Source organism: Pseudomonas sp. FBCC-B1565, assembly GCF_059133265.1.
Genome location: NZ_CP101438.1, coordinates 931,674 through 949,145, shown reverse-complemented (window position 1 = coordinate 949,145; position 17,472 = coordinate 931,674). Strand labels below are relative to the sequence as shown.

Below are 17,472 nucleotides of genomic sequence, written 5' to 3'. Positions count from 1 at the left end.
GGCCTATGAACTCTGCTGCCTGGCCAAGGCCGCCTTGGCCGCGCGAAGCCGGCGCACCTCTTTCGGGTCCGCCAGCAACGGCCGGTAAATCTCAATACGGTCACCGTCCTGCACTGGGCGCACATCAGCATCCGTAACCACCTTGCCGAATATCCCCAAAGGGCAATCCGCCAAATCCAGCTCGGGAAATTGCACTGCAATACCCGACGCGTGCACCGCAGCACGCAGCTGGGTGCCCGCCGGCACCGTCACCGCCAGCAACACCTGGCGATCCTCAGCGGCATACACTACTTCGAACTCAACCATGCAGTTGCTTGGCACGCTGACAAAATGCATCCACCAGGGTATTGGCCGCCTGGTTGAATAACGGGCCCAGCGTCGCCCGCACAATAGGCCCGGCGTAATCAAAAGAAAGATCCAGGCTGATTTTGCAGGCCTTATCCGTCAGCGCCTTGAACACCCATACGCCATGCAGCTGGGTAAACGGCCCTTCCTGCAAATTCATTTCGATGGACTTACCGGGCACCAGTACATTACGCGTAACAAAATGCTGACTAAGGCCGCCCTTCGCGACCCCGACACTGGCGACCATGTGCTCATCACTGCTTTCCAGCACCTCGGCCGTTGAGCACCACGGCAGGAATTCCGGGTAACGCGCCACGTCGTTGACCAGGTCATAGAGCGCCTGTGCCGGATAGGGCAACAGCGCCGAACGTTGAATATGCGTCGTCATGTGTGCGTTATTTCCACAGCTGAGGCAAACATCGCGAAAAAACAGCCCGATCCGCGAAAGAAAAAATCCAGAGAACTGCCCGCATTGTCCGGGATTCGTCCAACACGCTCAAGCACGCAGGTTGACCGTAGCCGACACGCTCGCAACTCCCTATAATGCCGCCCCTATGGCTAAACAAAAGAAACACCCCACAGGGACCATCGCGCAAAACAAAAAGGCGCGACACGATTACTTCATCGAACATCGGTTCGAGGCTGGTCTGGTCCTGGCCGGCTGGGAAGTAAAGAGTCTGCGTGCCAGCAAGCTGCAACTGGTCGACAGTTATGTGCTGCTCAAGGATGGCGAGGCGTGGCTGCTCGGCAGTCATATCACCCCGCTGACCACCGCGAGCACCCACGTGATCGCCGACCCGGTGCGTACGCGCAAGTTGCTGCTCAATGCCCGCGAACTGGAAAAGCTCGCAGCCGCTGTACAGCAGAAGGGTTATGCCTGCGTCTGTCTGTCCTGGTATTGGAGCAAGCACCTGGTCAAGTGCGAAATCGCACTGGGCAAGGGCAAGAAGGAATACGACAAGCGTGATTCCGAGCGCGAACGTGATTCCAACCGCGAACTGCATCGCGCCGTGCGCAACAAGGGCAAGGAAGAATAATCCTTGCTGCGATGCAGCCGTGGGCGCCCACCCTCGGCTACATCCCCTTGCGCCGCTCCGCACGCGCCACGCGCTGAACTTCCTGACGCACTTCCTCCAGCACTTCCTGCACATACAGCAGGTGACGTGTTGAAACCTCGCGCGCCTGCTCGGCGCGACCTTCGATAATCGCCAGGTACAAATCCCGATGCTGACTGATCAGCATGTCGCGGGTTTCCGTACGCTGTTGGTACATGCCACCAATGTTGGTCACCACGTTACGTTTGAGCAGGTCGAACAGACCGCGAATGGTGTGCAGCAACACGGCATTATGGCTGGCTTCGGCGATCGCCAAGTGAAACCGCGCATCGGCCGCACCCTCTTCCACTCGACTCACCTCATCGGAGCGGGTGTAGCAATCCTGTAGCGCCTCGAAAGCCGCCGTCAGCCGCTCGCGATCAACCTCCGTGGCGCGCAGCGCGGCGTAATAGGCGCAAGAGGCTTCAAGGGTCTGGCGAAACTCCAGCAGATCACGCTGGGCCTCGGGATTGTTCTCCAGCAGATGCAGCAGCGGATCACTGAACGTGGAGCCCAGGGACTCAGCCACATAATTGCCCCCGCCTTGGCGACTGACCAGCAAACCTTTGGCCGCCAACTTCTGGATCGCCTCGCGCAAGGAAGGCCGCGACACCCCGAACTGCTCAGCCAAAGCGCGCTCGGCCGGCAAACGCTCGCCCGACTTCAGCGTGCCCTCAAGGATCATGCCCTCAAGCTGCTCGACAATATCGTCAGACAAACGGCGCTGACGCACCTGATCAAACCCCATCACTCACTCTCCACCATCCCGACCACTCGCCAGGGCCTCTATTCTGGCCTATCGCGGCGCTTGCGGCACCTATCAGAACGCCTTCCTTTCAACCGATCAGAACACCCTGCACAGCGACCTACGACCAAAGTTTCGCAGGCGGCAAATTGACACGCCCCCAGCAAGGCTTTTACTCTAGCCAACAGCGATTGTAAATTGGTATTACCAATTATCCAAGCTAACCAAACAACAACAATCAGGGGCCACCCCATATGCAAACCTGGCAACAGCTCTACAGCCCGCTCGGCAGCCTCGGCCTGTCCGCATTGGCGGCCGTCATTCCGATCGTATTCTTCTTCCTGGCCCTGGCCGTGTTTCGCCTCAAAGGCCACGTAGCCGGCAGCATCACCCTGGCGCTGTCGATCCTGGTGGCGATCTTCGCCTTCCAGATGCCGGTGGACATGGCGCTGGCCGCTGCCGGTTACGGCTTTGCCTACGGCCTATGGCCTATCGCGTGGATCATCGTCGCCGCGGTGTTCCTCTACAAACTCACGGTAAAAAGCGGCCAGTTCGAGATCATCCGCAGTTCGGTCCTGTCGATTACCGACGACCAACGCCTGCAAGTGCTGCTGATCGGCTTCTGCTTCGGTGCCTTCCTGGAAGGTGCGGCCGGTTTCGGCGCCCCCGTGGCGATCACCGCCGCGTTGTTGGTCGGCCTGGGCTTCAACCCGCTGTACGCCGCCGGCCTGTGCCTGATCGCCAACACCGCGCCTGTCGCATTCGGCGCCCTGGGAATCCCGATCATCGTTGCCGGGCAAGTCACTGGCATCGACGCGTTCAAGATCGGCGCCATGACTGGCCGCCAATTGCCTCTGCTGTCGCTGTTCGTGCCGTTCTGGCTGGTGTTCATGATGGACGGCCTGCGCGGCGTACGTGAAACCTGGCCGGCCGCGCTGGTCGCGGGCTTGAGCTTTGCCATCACCCAGTACTTCACCTCCAACTTCATCGGCCCGGAACTGCCGGACATCACCTCGGCCCTGGCCAGCCTGATTTCCCTGACCCTGTTTCTGAAAGTCTGGCAGCCCAAGCGCACTGCGGGCGCACAGATTGCCGGCGCCACTTCCAGCGCTGCGGTCACTGCGAGCGCAGGCGGTTTCGGCCTGCCGCGCAACACGATTGTCTCGCCCTACAGCCTGGTGCAGATTTTCAAGGCCTGGTCGCCGTTCCTGATTCTCACCGTACTGGTCACCATTTGGACCCTCAAGCCGTTCAAAGCAATGTTCGCCGCCGGTGGCTCGATGTACAGCTGGGTGTTCAACTTCGCGATCCCGCACCTGGATCAACTGGTGATCAAGGTTGCCCCGATCGTGACCAACCCCACCGCTATCCCGGCCGTGTTCAAGCTTGACCCGATTTCCGCGACCGGTACCGCGATTTTCTTCTCCGCGCTGATCTCGATGCTGGTACTTAAAATCGACATCAAGACTGGTCTTACCACTTTAAAAGAGACCTTCTACGAACTGCGCTGGCCGATCCTTTCCATCGGCATGGTGCTGGCCTTCGCCTTCGTCACCAACTACTCCGGCATGTCTTCGACCATGGCGCTGGTATTGGCTGGCACCGGTGCAGCCTTCCCGTTCTTCTCACCTTTCCTCGGCTGGCTGGGGGTTTTCCTGACAGGTTCCGACACATCGTCCAACGCCCTGTTCAGCTCGCTGCAAGCCACCACTGCGCATCAGATCGGGGTGAACGACACCCTGCTGGTTGCCGCGAATACCAGCGGCGGCGTCACCGGCAAAATGATCTCGCCTCAATCTATCGCCGTGGCCTGCGCCGCCACCGGCCTGGTAGGCAAGGAATCCGACCTGTTCCGCTTCACCCTCAAGCACAGCCTGTTCTTCGCCACCATCGTCGGGCTGATCACCCTGGCCCAGGCCTACTGGTTCACCGGTATGCTGGTGCACTGAGACCTGCACGCTATAGGGTAAGAATCGACGCCGGACAACGGTTCCGGCGTCAGCTATTTCTGGAGGACCGATGAGCCTGCCTGCTGCTTTCCTGCGCGACGTCACACAACTGATCCCGAAAGATCGACGCTTCGACGACCCACTTTCAACCCTCGCTTTCGGCACCGACGCCAGTTTTTACCGACTGATCCCACAGTTAGTGATCCGCGTGGAGTCGGAAGACGAAGTCGTCGCGCTGCTGCAACTGGCTCAACGCGACCACGTGCCGGTGACCTTCCGCGCTGCGGGCACCAGTCTGTCCGGGCAAGCCATCAGCGACTCGGTGCTCATCGTGCTGGGCGACAATTGGAACGGCCGCGAAATCCGTGGGCAAGGCACACAAATCCGCCTGCAGCCCGGAGTCATCGGCGCCCAGGCCAATGCCTGGCTGGCGCCTTTCGGGCGCAAGATCGGGCCAGACCCGGCGTCAATCAACGCCTGCAAGATCGGCGGCATCGTCGCCAACAACGCCAGCGGCATGTGCTGCGGCACGGCGCAGAACACCTACCACACCCTGGCCGGGATACGCCTGGTCCTGGCTGACGGTAGCCGGCTGGATACCGAAGACGCAACCAGCGTGGCAGAGTTTCGCGAACAACACGGCGCGCTGCTTGAACGCCTGGCGACACTCGGTCGCGAGACCCGGGCAAACGCCGAACTGGCGGCAAAGATCCGCCACAAATACCGTCTGAAAAATACCACCGGGCTGTCACTCAATGCCTTGGTGGATTTCGATGAGCCGCTGGATATCCTCAGCCATCTGCTGGTGGGCTCCGAGGGCACCCTTGGGTTTATCAGCGCGGTCACCTACGACACCGTGATCGATCACCCCAACAAAGCATCGGCGTTGATTGTGTTCCCGGACGTCGAAACCTGCTGCAACGCAGTCACCGTCCTCAAGACCCAACCGGTATCCGCCGTCGAGCTGCTGGACCGTCGCAGCATGCGCTCGGTACAGAACAAGCCGGGCATGCCCGCTTTCGTACAGCACCTATCGGAAAATGCCTGCGCCCTTTTGATCGAGTCGCGTGCAGCTTCCTCGTCGTTACTGCACGAGCAACTGGCGCTGATCATGGCCTCCCTGGCCCCGTTTCCGGTGGAGAAGCAAGTCGACTTCACCGAAGACCCTGTGGAAAACGCCCGCCTATGGGCGATCCGCAAGGACACCTTCCCTGCCGTCGGCGCCGTGCGCAAAACCGGCACCACGGTGATCATCGAGGACGTGACCTTCCCGGTTGAACAACTGGCAATCGGCGTGAATCGCTTGATCGAGTTGTTCGACAAACACCACTACGACGAAGCGATACTTTTCGGACACGCGCTGGAAGGCAATCTGCACTTCGTGTTCACTCAAGGCTTCAACAGCGCGGAAGAAGTCGCACGCTACCAAGCGTTCATGGACGATGTGGCACAACTGGTGGCCGTAGAGTTCGGTGGTTCGTTGAAAGCCGAACATGGCACCGGCCGCAATATGGCGCCGTTCGTCGAGCTGGAATGGGGCAGCGAAGCCTATCAACTGATGTGGCAACTCAAGCGCCTGCTCGACCCCAACGGCATACTCAACCCGGACGTGGTGCTCAGCGAAGACCCGCAAATCCACCTCAAGCACCTCAAGCCACTGCCCGCAGCCGACGAGCTTGTGGATAAGTGCATCGAATGCGGCTTCTGCGAACCGGTATGCCCGTCGAAAGGCCTGACCTTGAGCCCGCGCCAACGCATCGTTATCTGGCGCGATATCCAGGCGAAGAAACGCGCCGGTGTCGACACCACTGAGTTGGAAGCCGCGTATCAGTACCACGGCATCGACACCTGCGCCGCCACCGGGCTTTGCGCCCAGCGCTGCCCTGTAGGAATCAATACCGGCGACCTGGTGAAAAAACTGCGCAGCCGCGATGCTGACCGTACGAAAACCGCCGAATGGCTCGCCACGCATTTCGCCACCGCGCTGCAAGGCGCGCGTTTTACACTGCATGTGGCCAATGGCGCACGCATGCTGCTGGGCGCGCCGCGCCTGGCAAAGCTATCGGCCAGCGTGACCAAGCTGTCCAAGGGGCAGATTCCGCAGTGGACCAACGCCATGCCGCAGCCGGAAAAAGCCATTCGCTTCAGCCCGACGGTGACGGACGAGCGGCCACGGGTGGTCTACCTGGCGGCCTGCGTCTCACGCGCCATGGGCCCGGCGGCGGGCGATAAAGAGCAGATGTCGCTGTACGACAAAACCCGCAAGCTGTTGGAAAAGGCCGGATACCAAGTCGTATTTCCCGACAACCAGGACAACCTCTGCTGCGGCCAGCCGTTCGCCTCCAAAGGTTACGCGGAACAGGCCGAGCACAAGCGCCAGGAACTGATCGGCGCGCTGCTCCACGCCAGTCGTGGTGGTATCGACCCGATCTACTGCGACACCAGCCCCTGCACCCTGCGCCTGGTGCAGGACCTGGGCGAAACGCGCCTGGATCTTTACGACCCCGTGCGATTTATCCGCACCCACCTGATGGATCGCCTCGACTTCACGCCCCAGGAAGCGCCGATCGCCGTGCACGTCACCTGCAGCACCCAACACCTGGGCGAGAGCCAGGCCCTGATCGACCTCGCTCGCCGCTGCTCCAACACCGTGGTGATCCCCGAAGGCATTCATTGCTGCGGGTTTGCCGGCGACAAAGGCTTCACCACGCCGGAACTCAACGCCCACTCACTGCGCAGCCTCAAGGATGCGGTGCAACATTGCAGCGAAGGCATCTCCACCAGCCGCACCTGCGAGATCGGCCTGAGCCAGCATGGCGGCATCGATTATCACGGACTGGTCTACCTGGTGGACCGCGTCACCCAGGCCCGCGCTCACTGATCCTGCAAAAAAAACAGAACCCCTGCGCGCCGGCGTAGTCATCTGCATAGGCCTCGAAACACGAGGCTCATCAGTGATGTCGCTGGCAGCGGTTGAACGCCAGCAGCGTCGAGCCCTTTTGCGCAAGGAGATACCCGATGAAGCGTTCCGCTCTTGCTGGCTTGTTCATTACCGCTGCGATGCTGGCTTCCCCTGTATTCGCGGCGGGCGAGCCCGATCTGTGCAAAATCAATCTGGACAAAATCAACAACGGCAAAGCCCTGCTCGCCACCGACACCAGTGGTAAAAGCGGCGAGATAGACACTGCCGTCTCCCAGGCCAAGGCGGCCCACGCCGCGGGTGATGACAAAAAGTGCATCGAGATCACCTCGAAGGCGCTGCAAGACCTGCAGAACAGCGAAAAAGGCGGCCAATAGGTTGCTCAGTCACGGAAGGCCAACCTTCGGGTTGGCCTTCCGTGAGCGTTTGGCGTACACTGCATAGGCTTGTCACTCACTAAGAAACAACGAGTTACAAGCACGGGGCCGTTTAGGATTCGACGCCGGTCGCGAAACTTTAGGTGCATGCCGAGTTGGTAACAGAACTCGTAAATCCACTGTTGCAACTTCTTATAGTTGCCAATGACGAAAACTACGGCCAGGAATTCGCTCTCGCTGCGTAAGCAGCCTTAGCCCTGAGCTTCTGGTACCTTCGGGTCCAGCAATCACCAGGGGATGTCTGTAAACCCAAAGTGATTGTCATATAGAACAGAATCGCCGTGCAGTACGTTGTGGACGAAGCGGCTAAAACTTACACAACTCGCCCAAAGCACCCTGCCCTTCGGGTCGCTGAGGGTTAACTTAATAGAAACGGCTACGCATGTAGTACCGACAGCGGAGTACTGGCGGACGGGGGTTCAAATCCCCCCGGCTCCACCACTTCAACATCTAAAGACGTCCACGGACGTCTTTTTTTGTGCCTAAGATCCAGCAAATACAGGACCTTAGAGGCTATTGCGGTCTTTGTAGATTCTTGGAGTTCCAGAAGTTTTGGTATTCCAAACGGTATTCCAGCACCTCCGGTGCTAATCTTTGGAATACCAAATCAGTGTCTGAGGGAAATCTCATGACTGCTCAAACTCTCCGCCTCTCCGATCGACAGCTCAAGGGAGTCAAACCCGCGTCCAAGGATTACGTCCTCACCGACGGGGACGGTTTGCAACTCCGTGTACGCAGCAATGGCTCTCTGCTGTGGAATTTCAACTACCGTGAACCGGTGACTAAAAACCGAATTAACATGGGCTTGGGTACCTACCCAGAGCTTTCGCTGGCGAACGCCCGAAAGATGGCAGTGCAAGCCCGCGAGCTGCTCGCTCAAGGCATCGATCCGAAAGTGCAGCGCGATACGCTAAATGAGGCCAAGCGCGCAGAAACGGAACACACTTTCGAGAACGTAGCCACTGCCTGGTTCGAGCTTAAGAAAGACTCGGTCACGCCGGCCTACGCCGAGGATATTTGGCGGTCGCTCACGCTGCATGTGTTCCCCGATTTGAAGACGACGCCACTCGCGAAAATCACCGCGCCGATGGTGATCGAGCTGCTTCGTCCAATCGAAGCGAAAGGCAGCCTAGAGACGGTTAAGCGCCTTAGTCAGCGGCTTAACGAGATCATGACCTACGGCGTAAACTCCGGCCTGATCTTCGCCAACCCACTCAGTGGCATCCGGGCGGTATTCAAGAAACCCAAGAAAGAAAACATGGCTGCGCTCCCGCCCGAAGAGCTACCCGAGCTCATGCTGGAACTCGCAAACGCCAGTATCAAACGCACGACCCGCTGCCTGATCGAATGGCAGTTGCATACTATGACTCGCCCTGCAGAAGCAGCGACCACTCGCTGGGCAGACATAGATTTTGAAAGACGTGTCTGGACCATCCCTCCGGAGCGGATGAAAAAGCGCCGCCCGCACAGCATCCCGTTAAGCGATCAAGCCATGGCATTGCTGGAAATACTCAAGTCCCATAGCGGTCATCGAGAGTATGTCTTCCCGGCAGACCGAAACCCACGTACTCACGCCAATAGCCAGACCGCCAATATGGCGTTAAAGCGCATGGGCTTTCAGGACCGCTTGGTCAGCCACGGCATGCGCTCAATGGCCAGCACCATCCTAAACGAGCATGGGTGGGATCCGGAACTGATCGAAGTCGCGCTGGCGCATGTGGATAAAGACGAGGTTCGAAGCGCCTACAACCGTGCGGATTACATCGAACGCCGGCGTCCGATGATGGCCTGGTGGAGTGAACATATCCAGAAGGCGGCCACCGGCAGCCTGTCGGCAGCCGCGATCAATCACACCAGAGTCCTCAACGTCGTGCCGATACGCTGAGCATCCAGGAACTGATGGTGCCGGCGAAAAACCCTGTAACCGAGTCGTGCAGCATGGCGACAGACTTCACGACTATCACCAGATTTCTCGCAAGCCTGCGCTCCTAAGTCAAAGTCCCTGAGTATGGGAAGGCTCTGCATTCCCATACTCAGGGACTCACGCTTAAATGATCTATCAGCCAGCCACGATTTGCGCCTTTCTGCGACGGATCAATTCTGCCGTTAACTCGTAGTAGTAGGCGGTCGCAGGCGCTGAACAACGCAGAGAGTGTTCCAAAAACCATCTCACGTGCTTTTCCTTCCAGGACCAAGGAGTCGCGCAACCCCAGCGCTCACGAATCGCCTCTTGCATCTTTTCCGCTTGCCTGATGTGACGCTGCCGAGTGGAATGCGCGCCTTTGAGCACCGGAGTCAGAAACAACGCCATATCGAACTCGGACCTCATCGCCGACCACCGATGTAGGCATTCACCACATCGATGCGACTGTGTCCCAACTCATGGCTGATTTGCTGGCGGGCTCGTCGATCAAGCTTTCTATCCTCTCGATGGCCACGACCGCCATTGACGGGGGCAGGGAAACCGGTCAGTTGCTCATAGCGCTCACAGGCGTACGCAGCCCGCAGTTCATGAAAGCCTTTCAATCCATGCTGATGCAGAATGTCCCGCGCAGGTCGCACAACTGTCTGTAAGAAGACTTTGTAGCTTTCGTCGGGCGCCAATAGATTCCGACTGCCGTTGGGTGAGGCTTCGCTTGCTCTGTAGAGGGCATCGCGAACTTGATCCGTGACCGCAATCCAACGCGGTGCCGATGCGCCTGATCGACCGCCTTTGGTGCCGTCCTGGATGTTGATTTTGCCCAGTTGCCTGGCCTCTCGTTGCAGTCGGGACAGGTCCGCTAGGATCACTTCACGCAGACGCATGCCGATCTCCCGGGCCAGGTGCACAATTGCGCTTACTCGTTGCTGGCCGTGCTCTGACAACGCCTGTGCGATCTGCTCGACCTGCACACGGTCTTGGCCTTGCGGTGCCTCACTGCGCACGCCTGAGCGCTGATGGCCCAACACCTTGCTCGGACTGGGAATTTTGACGTACTGATCACCGCGTAGCGCGGCCATCGTTCGGTTCACGCTGGACAGGCGGTTCTGCGCGGTGGCAATACCGACGTTGCCTTGATCAACCTGCTCACGCACGTGGCAGGCGTAACGCATGAGGATCTCGCGATCAATCTGTCGCGCATCATTGAGCCTCGGTCCTTCATCGGATCGACACCATTGCACGAATGCCTGCCAGCGATCGCTATGGGCTTTGACCGTCGCGAAATGGCCGTCGCCAAACAGACCTTTCAGGGCTTGAGGTCCGGCGTAGCTCAGCTGACGGCCGAAGCCGAAATTGCGCCCCGCTCGCTTACCGACCCGAGCCATTTTCCTGCTCCTGATCGAATGCAGCGAGCTCATGCAAAAGCGCTCGCCAGTTCCCACCCACGGCGGCAAGCTGGGCCCAATCAGTAGGGCGAAAACACAGCGTGTTGCCGGCGACGTAAAGATGCGCACCCTCCTCTTTCAAACATTGAATAATGGCTGTCAGCGAGGCGCTAACTTCATGGGTAGTGGCGACATCGGCGACAGCGGCGACAACGCTTGTTCTGCCTGGCTTTGAGCGTGGCGACAAAGTGGCGACACCGGCGGCGACAAAACGCGCTTTCGGCTCCTTTTGGCGTTGGGCCAGGTGGTTGCGCAGTGCCTCATCAAGATTGAACATTGCGCACCTCGAACGTCTGGCCGTCAGTGATCAGCCACTGATGATCAATCAACTCGACCAACAGCTTGGTGGCATGGAGGCTGCTCTTACGCGCAAAGCGGGGCCCGTTGCGATTTAGCTCTCGAACACTGAAACGCTTCCACCCCTTGACCTGAAGCCAGCGCAGCAACCGATCCGCTTCTTCCTTTACCCGACACACCGGTTCCTGTTCGGTCAGGCGCTGAATCTCGGTGAGGTAGTAGCCCATCAAGGTCGAGGCGCGCTGGATATGGTCAACCTCCACCACACTGCTCTCCTCCAGGACCGCAAGGATGCCGGCGACACGCAGTAGGTTATCGGCGGCCTTTGATCCACTGGGCCGCACATTGGCCAGCTCGCCAAACTCACCCAACTGAGCCTCGATGGCATCATGCAGATCAATCCAGCGACGACGAGCTAACGAACTGAGGGTCAGCGGTGACAGCAATAAAGCACCGTCAGCGGACAGTGACCACGGCTGATGAAAGAGGGCCGAAAGGCGGTGGTGATATCGCTTCAGGGCGGGATCTTTGGACAAGTCGACAGATTGATAGCTACGTTGCCCGGCAAGGCTAGTGGGCCAGGTCATCAGGCAGCGCCCAAGTATGCCTTGCCCCTGCAGCAATGGATCACCGAGTAACTGCATTGCCAAATACGGTTGGAGCATTAGGTGCAGGCTCAAGCGTCGGTCGTAGGCTCGCAAGCTTTCACCAACCATAGAGCGCGCGCGATCTATCGGACTGCCATCCCAGAGTGACGACAAGGTCGTAACCGCTTTCAAACGGTTATCCCGACTCATGGTGCTGCTGCCGAGGAATTGTCCGCCTTCGTCACAGAACAGGCCCATGCTCGGTAGGTCATGACACAGCCCCTTGATCAGCGCCTCGATAGTCGGATCCGTGGTGATCAACCTAGGGGCCGAGGGCTCCTCTTCTAAGAGAACGCGGTTTGCGGAGTCAGGGTCGCCAGGGGTACCAGGCTGAGCCTGTTTTTGTACGGCACGGTATCGAGCAAGCTGTTCACGGTAGCGTTGCCACTGTTCACGCTCCCACTGCCTTGCTGGCAGCAAGGCAAATCGATCTGCTGCTGTCTTACGATCACCTGACGCGGCCACCGTGATCAGGAACAGCGACAGGGGATAATTTCTTCCGTCGAGCTGTAAGCCCGCATGGCCCTGGGTGGCCAGTGCTGAGGCGGCCAACACCGATTGTGCGGCCAGCGCCAGGGGCACGCCGATGACTTCGGCCATGCGCTCGACCGCAGGCCCAAGAATCCCACCCAGTGCCTGGAACGGATAAGTCTCGGCGACAGGATTCAACTCGATTAACGGTCGAGGTGGCCGTGGTAGCTCAAGCTTCGGATCTAACTGCTGCATGGGTCCTCTCCTCGTTCATTGCTGGTTGTCCTCACGTAGCCCCGCCACGGGTGTTGAGTGTTATCAGGGATCAAGGCCCCTGCGGCCTGTGAGGTGTTCACTGACGTGGAACGAACGACTCCTTACGACCGGGAGCAAGGGCATGACCCCATGAATCTGGCCTCCTTAGACGCTTCCGAAGATGCGGGCGGGTGAAGGCTGTACCGACTGACGAGTTCGGCACCTAGAGATCCTGAGCGGGAGAAGGCAACAACATCGACGCCTGGGGCATGCCTGACTGTCAGTCAGGTGCAGCCTTTCCATGGGCTGCGGCACCGGTGGCTGTGTCGTTGCGGATGGCGACGAATCGGATTTGTCAGTCCGATTGTCACGAGGAGAGTTGCGGCAATGCCATGTACGACGTGGCTTGCAGCAATGGTACGAGCGCCCGTCTCTTTCCAGGAGAAAGAGACGGGCGAGGTCTGGCGCAGCGAAGTGTGCCAAGAGGTGAGGTTGCTGTAATGCAGCGAGGTACGTCCATCGTCGGCCGCAGTGGGCAGATTGGTCGAGTAGGCATCCATCACTCTTGGGGAGTGACCGTGCGAGCCGCCGGACGCTAATCGCACTTGGGGAAGAACCACCACGCGAGGGGCGTAGCCTTAAAGGTTCTGGCTACCTGGGCAGGTGCTGTCAACGACAGCGATCCGTGCACCATTTTTTATACCCACTCGAAAAGGTGGTCAAGCGTCACAGCCAATGCGCTGAGAAAGTGGCGACTGTCGCCACCTCTGTCGCCATGCCCCAGACCACGTTATACGTGGGTTGTCGCCGCCGTCGCCACTGTCGCCACACCTACATCCATGCCCAACGAAAAGATTCGGACACATACACTGAATAACGTTGCGCTCGATGGAAATCGTAGGGAAATACTGATGGTGAAAGTAGGCGTGGTGTGAATTTAATTTGAGCATGGAGGATGGAACGCGGCAGCTTCGAAAAAAAGCGAGTGAACCCTCCGATCGGCGCGATCAAAGATTGCTTGATCGGAGGGTTTGGCGGGAAAAGCAAATCTCAAACGTCAATTACAAATTCAGGCATCGAAGCGGGTTGATTGGGAAGTGACGGCCTCACGTCGCATGATCAGCGTCTGCTGCAACCGCAGTAAAAAACCTGCTTCAAATGCCTCTTGTGGATCACCTGGACGATGACGTTTTCGGTTCTGAGACAGCGCCCACCATAACGGTAATGATGAGCCCTCAAGCCAAGTCTCTGCGCAACGAACGCCCTGCTTGATTACCGGGGCGAACTCATCGCCCCACGGAGTTTGGATCGCGGGAGCCCCTTCAACTGACGGGACAGAGACATATTCATGGATCTGTTGATGGACGCTTTGAGCTGGGATGCCAGTCAGATTCCGGAACGCCCTGTCGTACAACACCGCGGCGTCATCCAACAGCTCTACTGCCAGCTCAACGTCTTGCGGAAAATGAAGCAGAATACTCTGGGCTCCGTTAAGCCGGAGAGTGGCAGCCTGCCGCAGTTTAATCGCAGCATCTTCAGGGGTAAGCACTGAAGTATCGATGCTGTTGGGTTTGGGGAGTCCGATGAGAAGCGAAAGATCAAACATCACGGAATCCTCCGAGATAGTTTGCAGCCTGAACCATTTGGCCGGGGTGGCGCACGAGCTTAAAAGGGGGACATGCCATTTTCCTTATCTCCTTGGTTTGATTAAGGAATGCCATCCACCGTTGCGACACGAATGGGTGGCACACCGTACAGGGGTCGCAAACCGGAAACCAAGGAACCCGGCCAGGCCGAAGCCTGCCCTGCACGGTGCGCCATAGAAAAGCAGCAGCTAGCACTTGAAGTGCTGACTGTGCGATATGGCACATACCGCGCCTTGGTTTCGATTCAGGTTGCGACACCCGGTCGCGGGATTGACCGCGACGGAGCAAAGCGTAAATGTGAAGAGGCGACAACACAAGCAGGAGTGTCAATAAGGCTGCATTCGAACAAGCGCTCTGAGCAGAAACTCACACACGTTCGGATTTAGTGGCCATGGCAAGTCAGATACCACGTCAAGCCTTCTTATTTCCGACGCTGTCCGCAGTGATAGAATCGAAAACGCTATACACGACCCCCTCTCGAGAAATGGTATGACTACAGAGCTGACGGAAGAAGAAATGCGTCGGGCGCTATTCGGTGCGCCAGAGGCCCCTGCATCAGTAATCGACACCCATGAGCAAGACACTGCACCGGAAACCGTGATCGCGGAGCAGACAAAGGTAGTGAAGAAAAAGAAACTTTCAAAATCCTTTACTCCCAGATTGAAAGTCACACTGAGAGTGGGGAATGAATTCGAAGGCAAGATGCACGAGATCCTACATGAAGCCGATACGCTCAGTTCTCTAGTTGCAGAGCAAGAAGCTACAAAGTTAGCCAAGAAAAAATTCAGATTTGTGGACGTTATCTCGGTCAAGTCGATGTAAGAGGGCACGCTAACGTCCGATTAAAGCGCATTTCATCCCTGCGGCCCGCCCGGCCGACTAGTTCGTGTGAAGTGAGGGTCTTAACCTCGATTACCGTAGCCGTTCGAAGGCTTCAAAGCTAACGGTCAATCCAACGTTTCAAGGCATAACGGAGCACCAGCCCTCCCCTGCTGACCTCGGTCTGCGACTGGCAGAAAACGGCCAAAAGCAGTCAGTCTCTACGAAATCAGGGACTATTCAGCGACTAGTTTTTTTCAGCAGCTGTCACTTCGAGTAAAGCGGCCGCTATGATGAGGCGAAACGGATGTGACCTATTTATGACGGGGACTGCTATGAACGTGTTTATCAGCTCTGTAGTACGTAATTTTGAGCACTATCGTGCAGCCGCCAAAAAAGCAGTTTCTCTGTTGGGGCACACCCCAGTGATGTGTGAGGACTTTGGTGCAAGGCCCTATTCCTCTGAAGTCGCATGTATGACTGAGGTTGACCAGGCCGACGTAGTGGTGCTGATTCTTGGCGCGGACTTCGGCTTCAAAACCAACACAGGTGAGTCCGTCACTCAGCAGGAGTTCCATCGCGCCAAAGCTGCCAATAAACCCATCCTGGCTTTTCTGGAAGAGATTCCAGTCGAGGATGATCAAAAGCGCTTTCACTGGGAGGTTTCCGATTACGTCGACGGCCTTTTCCGTTCCACCTTCACAGGTGATCGCGATCTCTCAGACAAAATCATCCAGGGGCTAAGCCAACTTGCAGCCAGTCGCAGTGCCATTTCCGAACAGGAGTTCGTTCAGCACCTGCAGAATCGTAGCAACAGCCGAAATTGGAATAGCCGGCCTCGTGAAGATCGCCTAGAGCTCGTGTTTCTGCCGCAGCCCATTCTCTCGGGTACGTTGCGTTCCATGCACACCCAGCATGATGAATTCTTCCTCAAGCTTTCTCAGGCGGGCTTGGTTTCTATCAAGGGTGGTTACAAGTCATTTAACGAGGGAGACATCACCGGCCTAGATGCGGAGGAGGCCTCTTGGCGGCATCACGATAATGGGATGAGCTGGCTCTCTATTCCTCTGGCAGCCCCAGGAAAGGGCGGCGAATATTTTGCCTCCTATTACATCTCGCCCAGCCGGCTAAAACGCTTTGCGGAAGAAGCTTTTAGTTTGATTAGCAGAGGTAAGGGAGGCTGGTTCCAGTTGGGGATCTACGGAATTTCTCACCAAGTCTACACAGAGCCGCCAAGCACCCCTGCATCGTCAATGTCCATGCCGCACCGCAGTGAGAAAAACATTGAGGAAAGAAAACTGCTGATTCCAGCGTCACAGGGCGTTTTCAACCAGTGGCTGGAAGACGCTTTGTTCCGAATCGGACGCAAGCTTTCCTAAAGAATTGAGCGTGGCCAGCAGGCGGAAGGGGGATAAGCAACAATGAACCATTCGACCCCTTCGTGTCTCAGCTTGGCAGTTCTTCTAGCTTGAAGATTCGGTTGTCAGCCTTGAGCGCTGGAAAGGCTTCGCAATATGCATATCGCTCGATGAATGAAGTGCTGGGCGCATGAATGTTGAAGACCTTAACCTGGGGAGGGTGGCCGCTTTGACGTTCATGGCGAAGGTCGTTCAGAGACCCAGGTGCCTCACCATTTTGTTCGGCAATCGAAATCACTAGATCTCGAAGGGTTTCGATTTCTGCATCCGATGCTTCTGCATAGGTGGTCAGTCGCTTATGACTTCCAAATCCGCCACGGGTAGAGCCGATTCGATTCAGGTGCACGTGAACCACCGTTACGATCTTCATACCGAATACCTTATTGAAGCCCAGGATGCGCCTCCTTCCGGAGGCGCTGTGAGATCGTAATCAGCCCTTGGGAGGATGGGGGTCGTTGCCATAGGAGTCACGTTCACGGATCAGGTTGTCCCGGCCGTGGATGAGCACTTCGCTTTTTTGGTTTTGAGCTATCTGACGAGCCGCGTCAGCAGCTTCCTTTTGAGTCCGATGGTGGGAGGTGTCTTTAGTATTGCCCTCACCCCGAACCGCCCAGCCTTCATCACGTTTCACGACGTGCTGATTTTTGCCTGCCATGGAACACCTCTACTAGTGAGTTGCCTGCCTAGTAGAAGGTAGCATCGAAACGGACAAATACAACATGTAGTGATAGATCGACTTGGAGTGCATGTATGTTGTGCTTTGTCTCAGCCAATCGGCCTGTCTTGCTCAAGCTTACGTGCAGAAGCAGAAGTGCCTCGCCGGGTTCGCGACGCGGCTGCTCCTCTACTGTATCTATGAAAAAGGATGATCAGGCTAGCTAGCCTTTGGGCTTAGGGAATGTAGAAATGTACGCCAAAGTGTTCGACAGTCTTTTTGGACTACCCCCCGCTGGAGGACTGTCTGCTTTTGGCCGTTTTCTGCCTGTCACCGCCCCACAGGAGTCGACCGATAGCGGCCCACACATTGCCCTAATTTTGCCCTGATACCCCGCAAATATTTTGA

General features: G+C 57.5%; 17 protein-coding genes and 1 other RNA gene. 8 read left to right on the top strand and 10 right to left on the bottom strand.

Translation table 11 applies throughout. The features are described 5' to 3' along the window. Positions 1 to 3 precede the first annotated feature (3 nt). Entirely contained in the window at positions 4 to 306 is a 303-nt protein-coding gene (locus NL123_RS04500; RefSeq protein WP_494357310.1) for an RnfH family protein, read from the bottom strand. After that, positions 299 to 733, bottom strand: coding sequence for a type II toxin-antitoxin system RatA family toxin (locus NL123_RS04495; protein ID WP_005791512.1), 435 nt, complete (start codon positions 731 to 733; stop codon positions 299 to 301). Before NL123_RS04495 ends, NL123_RS04500 begins: the two co-directional genes overlap by 8 nt. A gap of 166 nt (positions 734 to 899) precedes the next feature. Here NL123_RS04495 and smpB point away from each other — a divergent pair, with 166 nt between their 5' ends. Beyond that, positions 900 to 1,382 carry an SsrA-binding protein SmpB gene (gene smpB, locus NL123_RS04490; protein WP_058427663.1) on the top strand — a complete coding sequence of 161 codons (483 nt, stop codon included), beginning with the start codon at positions 900 to 902 and terminating at the stop codon, positions 1,380 to 1,382. 37 nt (positions 1,383 to 1,419) lie between these two features. Here smpB and NL123_RS04485 read toward each other — a convergent pair whose 3' ends face one another. After that, positions 1,420 to 2,187 carry an FCD domain-containing protein gene (locus tag NL123_RS04485; RefSeq protein ID WP_494357309.1) on the bottom strand — a complete coding sequence of 256 codons (768 nt, stop codon included), beginning with the start codon at positions 2,185 to 2,187 and terminating at the stop codon, positions 1,420 to 1,422. Between the two features lie 251 nt (positions 2,188 to 2,438). Between NL123_RS04485 and NL123_RS04480 the strand changes: the two genes are divergently transcribed. The 5 genes from NL123_RS04480 to NL123_RS04460 all read left to right on the top strand — a co-directional run bounded on the left by NL123_RS04480 (position 2,439) and on the right by NL123_RS04460 (position 9,375). After that, positions 2,439 to 4,133: a lactate permease LctP family transporter gene (locus NL123_RS04480; protein WP_058427665.1), complete on the top strand. Its 1,695-nt coding sequence runs from the start codon at positions 2,439 to 2,441 to the stop codon at positions 4,131 to 4,133. Positions 4,134 to 4,203: 70 nt separating this feature from the next. Continuing rightward, positions 4,204 to 7,014: an FAD-binding and (Fe-S)-binding domain-containing protein gene (locus NL123_RS04475; protein WP_494357308.1), complete on the top strand. Its 2,811-nt coding sequence runs from the start codon at positions 4,204 to 4,206 to the stop codon at positions 7,012 to 7,014. Between the two features lie 137 nt (positions 7,015 to 7,151). Beyond that, positions 7,152 to 7,430, top strand: a complete 279-nt coding sequence (locus NL123_RS04470) for a PA2433 domain-containing protein (protein ID WP_010206635.1) — start codon at positions 7,152 to 7,154, stop codon at positions 7,428 to 7,430. Positions 7,431 to 7,534: 104 nt separating this feature from the next. Beyond that, positions 7,535 to 7,931: a transfer-messenger RNA gene (gene ssrA, locus NL123_RS04465) on the top strand. 187 nt (positions 7,932 to 8,118) lie between these two features. Further along, positions 8,119 to 9,375 carry an integrase domain-containing protein gene (locus NL123_RS04460; RefSeq protein WP_494357307.1) on the top strand — a complete coding sequence of 419 codons (1,257 nt, stop codon included), beginning with the start codon at positions 8,119 to 8,121 and terminating at the stop codon, positions 9,373 to 9,375. A 174-nt stretch (positions 9,376 to 9,549) separates the two neighbouring features. On the opposite strand, the gene NL123_RS04455 is transcribed toward NL123_RS04460, so the two are convergent. The 5 genes from NL123_RS04455 to NL123_RS04435 all read right to left on the bottom strand — a co-directional run bounded on the left by NL123_RS04455 (position 9,550) and on the right by NL123_RS04435 (position 14,132). Beyond that, a complete protein-coding gene (locus NL123_RS04455; RefSeq protein ID WP_494357306.1) occupies positions 9,550 to 9,819 on the bottom strand; it encodes a hypothetical protein in 270 nt (89 codons plus the stop codon). Continuing rightward, a complete protein-coding gene (locus NL123_RS04450) occupies positions 9,816 to 10,796 on the bottom strand; it encodes an integrase domain-containing protein (RefSeq protein ID WP_494357305.1) in 981 nt (326 codons plus the stop codon). The genes NL123_RS04455 and NL123_RS04450 overlap by 4 nt, the downstream gene beginning before the upstream one ends. Further along, entirely contained in the window at positions 10,780 to 11,133 is a 354-nt protein-coding gene (locus NL123_RS04445) for a hypothetical protein (protein WP_494357304.1), read from the bottom strand. The genes NL123_RS04450 and NL123_RS04445 overlap by 17 nt, the downstream gene beginning before the upstream one ends. Then, complete coding sequence (locus NL123_RS04440) at positions 11,120 to 12,526, bottom strand: YfjI family protein (protein ID WP_494357303.1); 1,407 nt, start codon at positions 12,524 to 12,526, stop codon at positions 11,120 to 11,122. The genes NL123_RS04445 and NL123_RS04440 overlap by 14 nt, the downstream gene beginning before the upstream one ends. Before the next feature lie 1,069 nt (positions 12,527 to 13,595). Next, entirely contained in the window at positions 13,596 to 14,132 is a 537-nt protein-coding gene (locus NL123_RS04435) for a LasR-specific antiactivator QslA (protein WP_494357302.1), read from the bottom strand. A 529-nt stretch (positions 14,133 to 14,661) separates the two neighbouring features. Between NL123_RS04435 and NL123_RS04430 the strand changes: the two genes are divergently transcribed. Then, positions 14,662 to 14,994 (top strand): hypothetical protein, encoded by a 333-nt coding sequence (locus NL123_RS04430; protein ID WP_494357301.1) that lies wholly within the window; start codon positions 14,662 to 14,664, stop codon positions 14,992 to 14,994. 332 nt (positions 14,995 to 15,326) lie between these two features. Continuing rightward, positions 15,327 to 16,370 (top strand): DUF4062 domain-containing protein, encoded by a 1,044-nt coding sequence (locus tag NL123_RS04425; RefSeq protein ID WP_494357300.1) that lies wholly within the window; start codon positions 15,327 to 15,329, stop codon positions 16,368 to 16,370. Positions 16,371 to 16,437: 67 nt separating this feature from the next. Here NL123_RS04425 and NL123_RS04420 read toward each other — a convergent pair whose 3' ends face one another. Continuing rightward, on the bottom strand, positions 16,438 to 16,779 hold the full coding sequence (locus tag NL123_RS04420; RefSeq protein ID WP_494357299.1) for a hypothetical protein: 342 nt from the start codon (positions 16,777 to 16,779) through the stop codon (positions 16,438 to 16,440). 60 nt (positions 16,780 to 16,839) lie between these two features. Continuing rightward, positions 16,840 to 17,064: a DUF2188 domain-containing protein gene (locus NL123_RS04415; RefSeq protein ID WP_017136943.1), complete on the bottom strand. Its 225-nt coding sequence runs from the start codon at positions 17,062 to 17,064 to the stop codon at positions 16,840 to 16,842. Positions 17,065 to 17,472 lie beyond the last annotated feature (408 nt).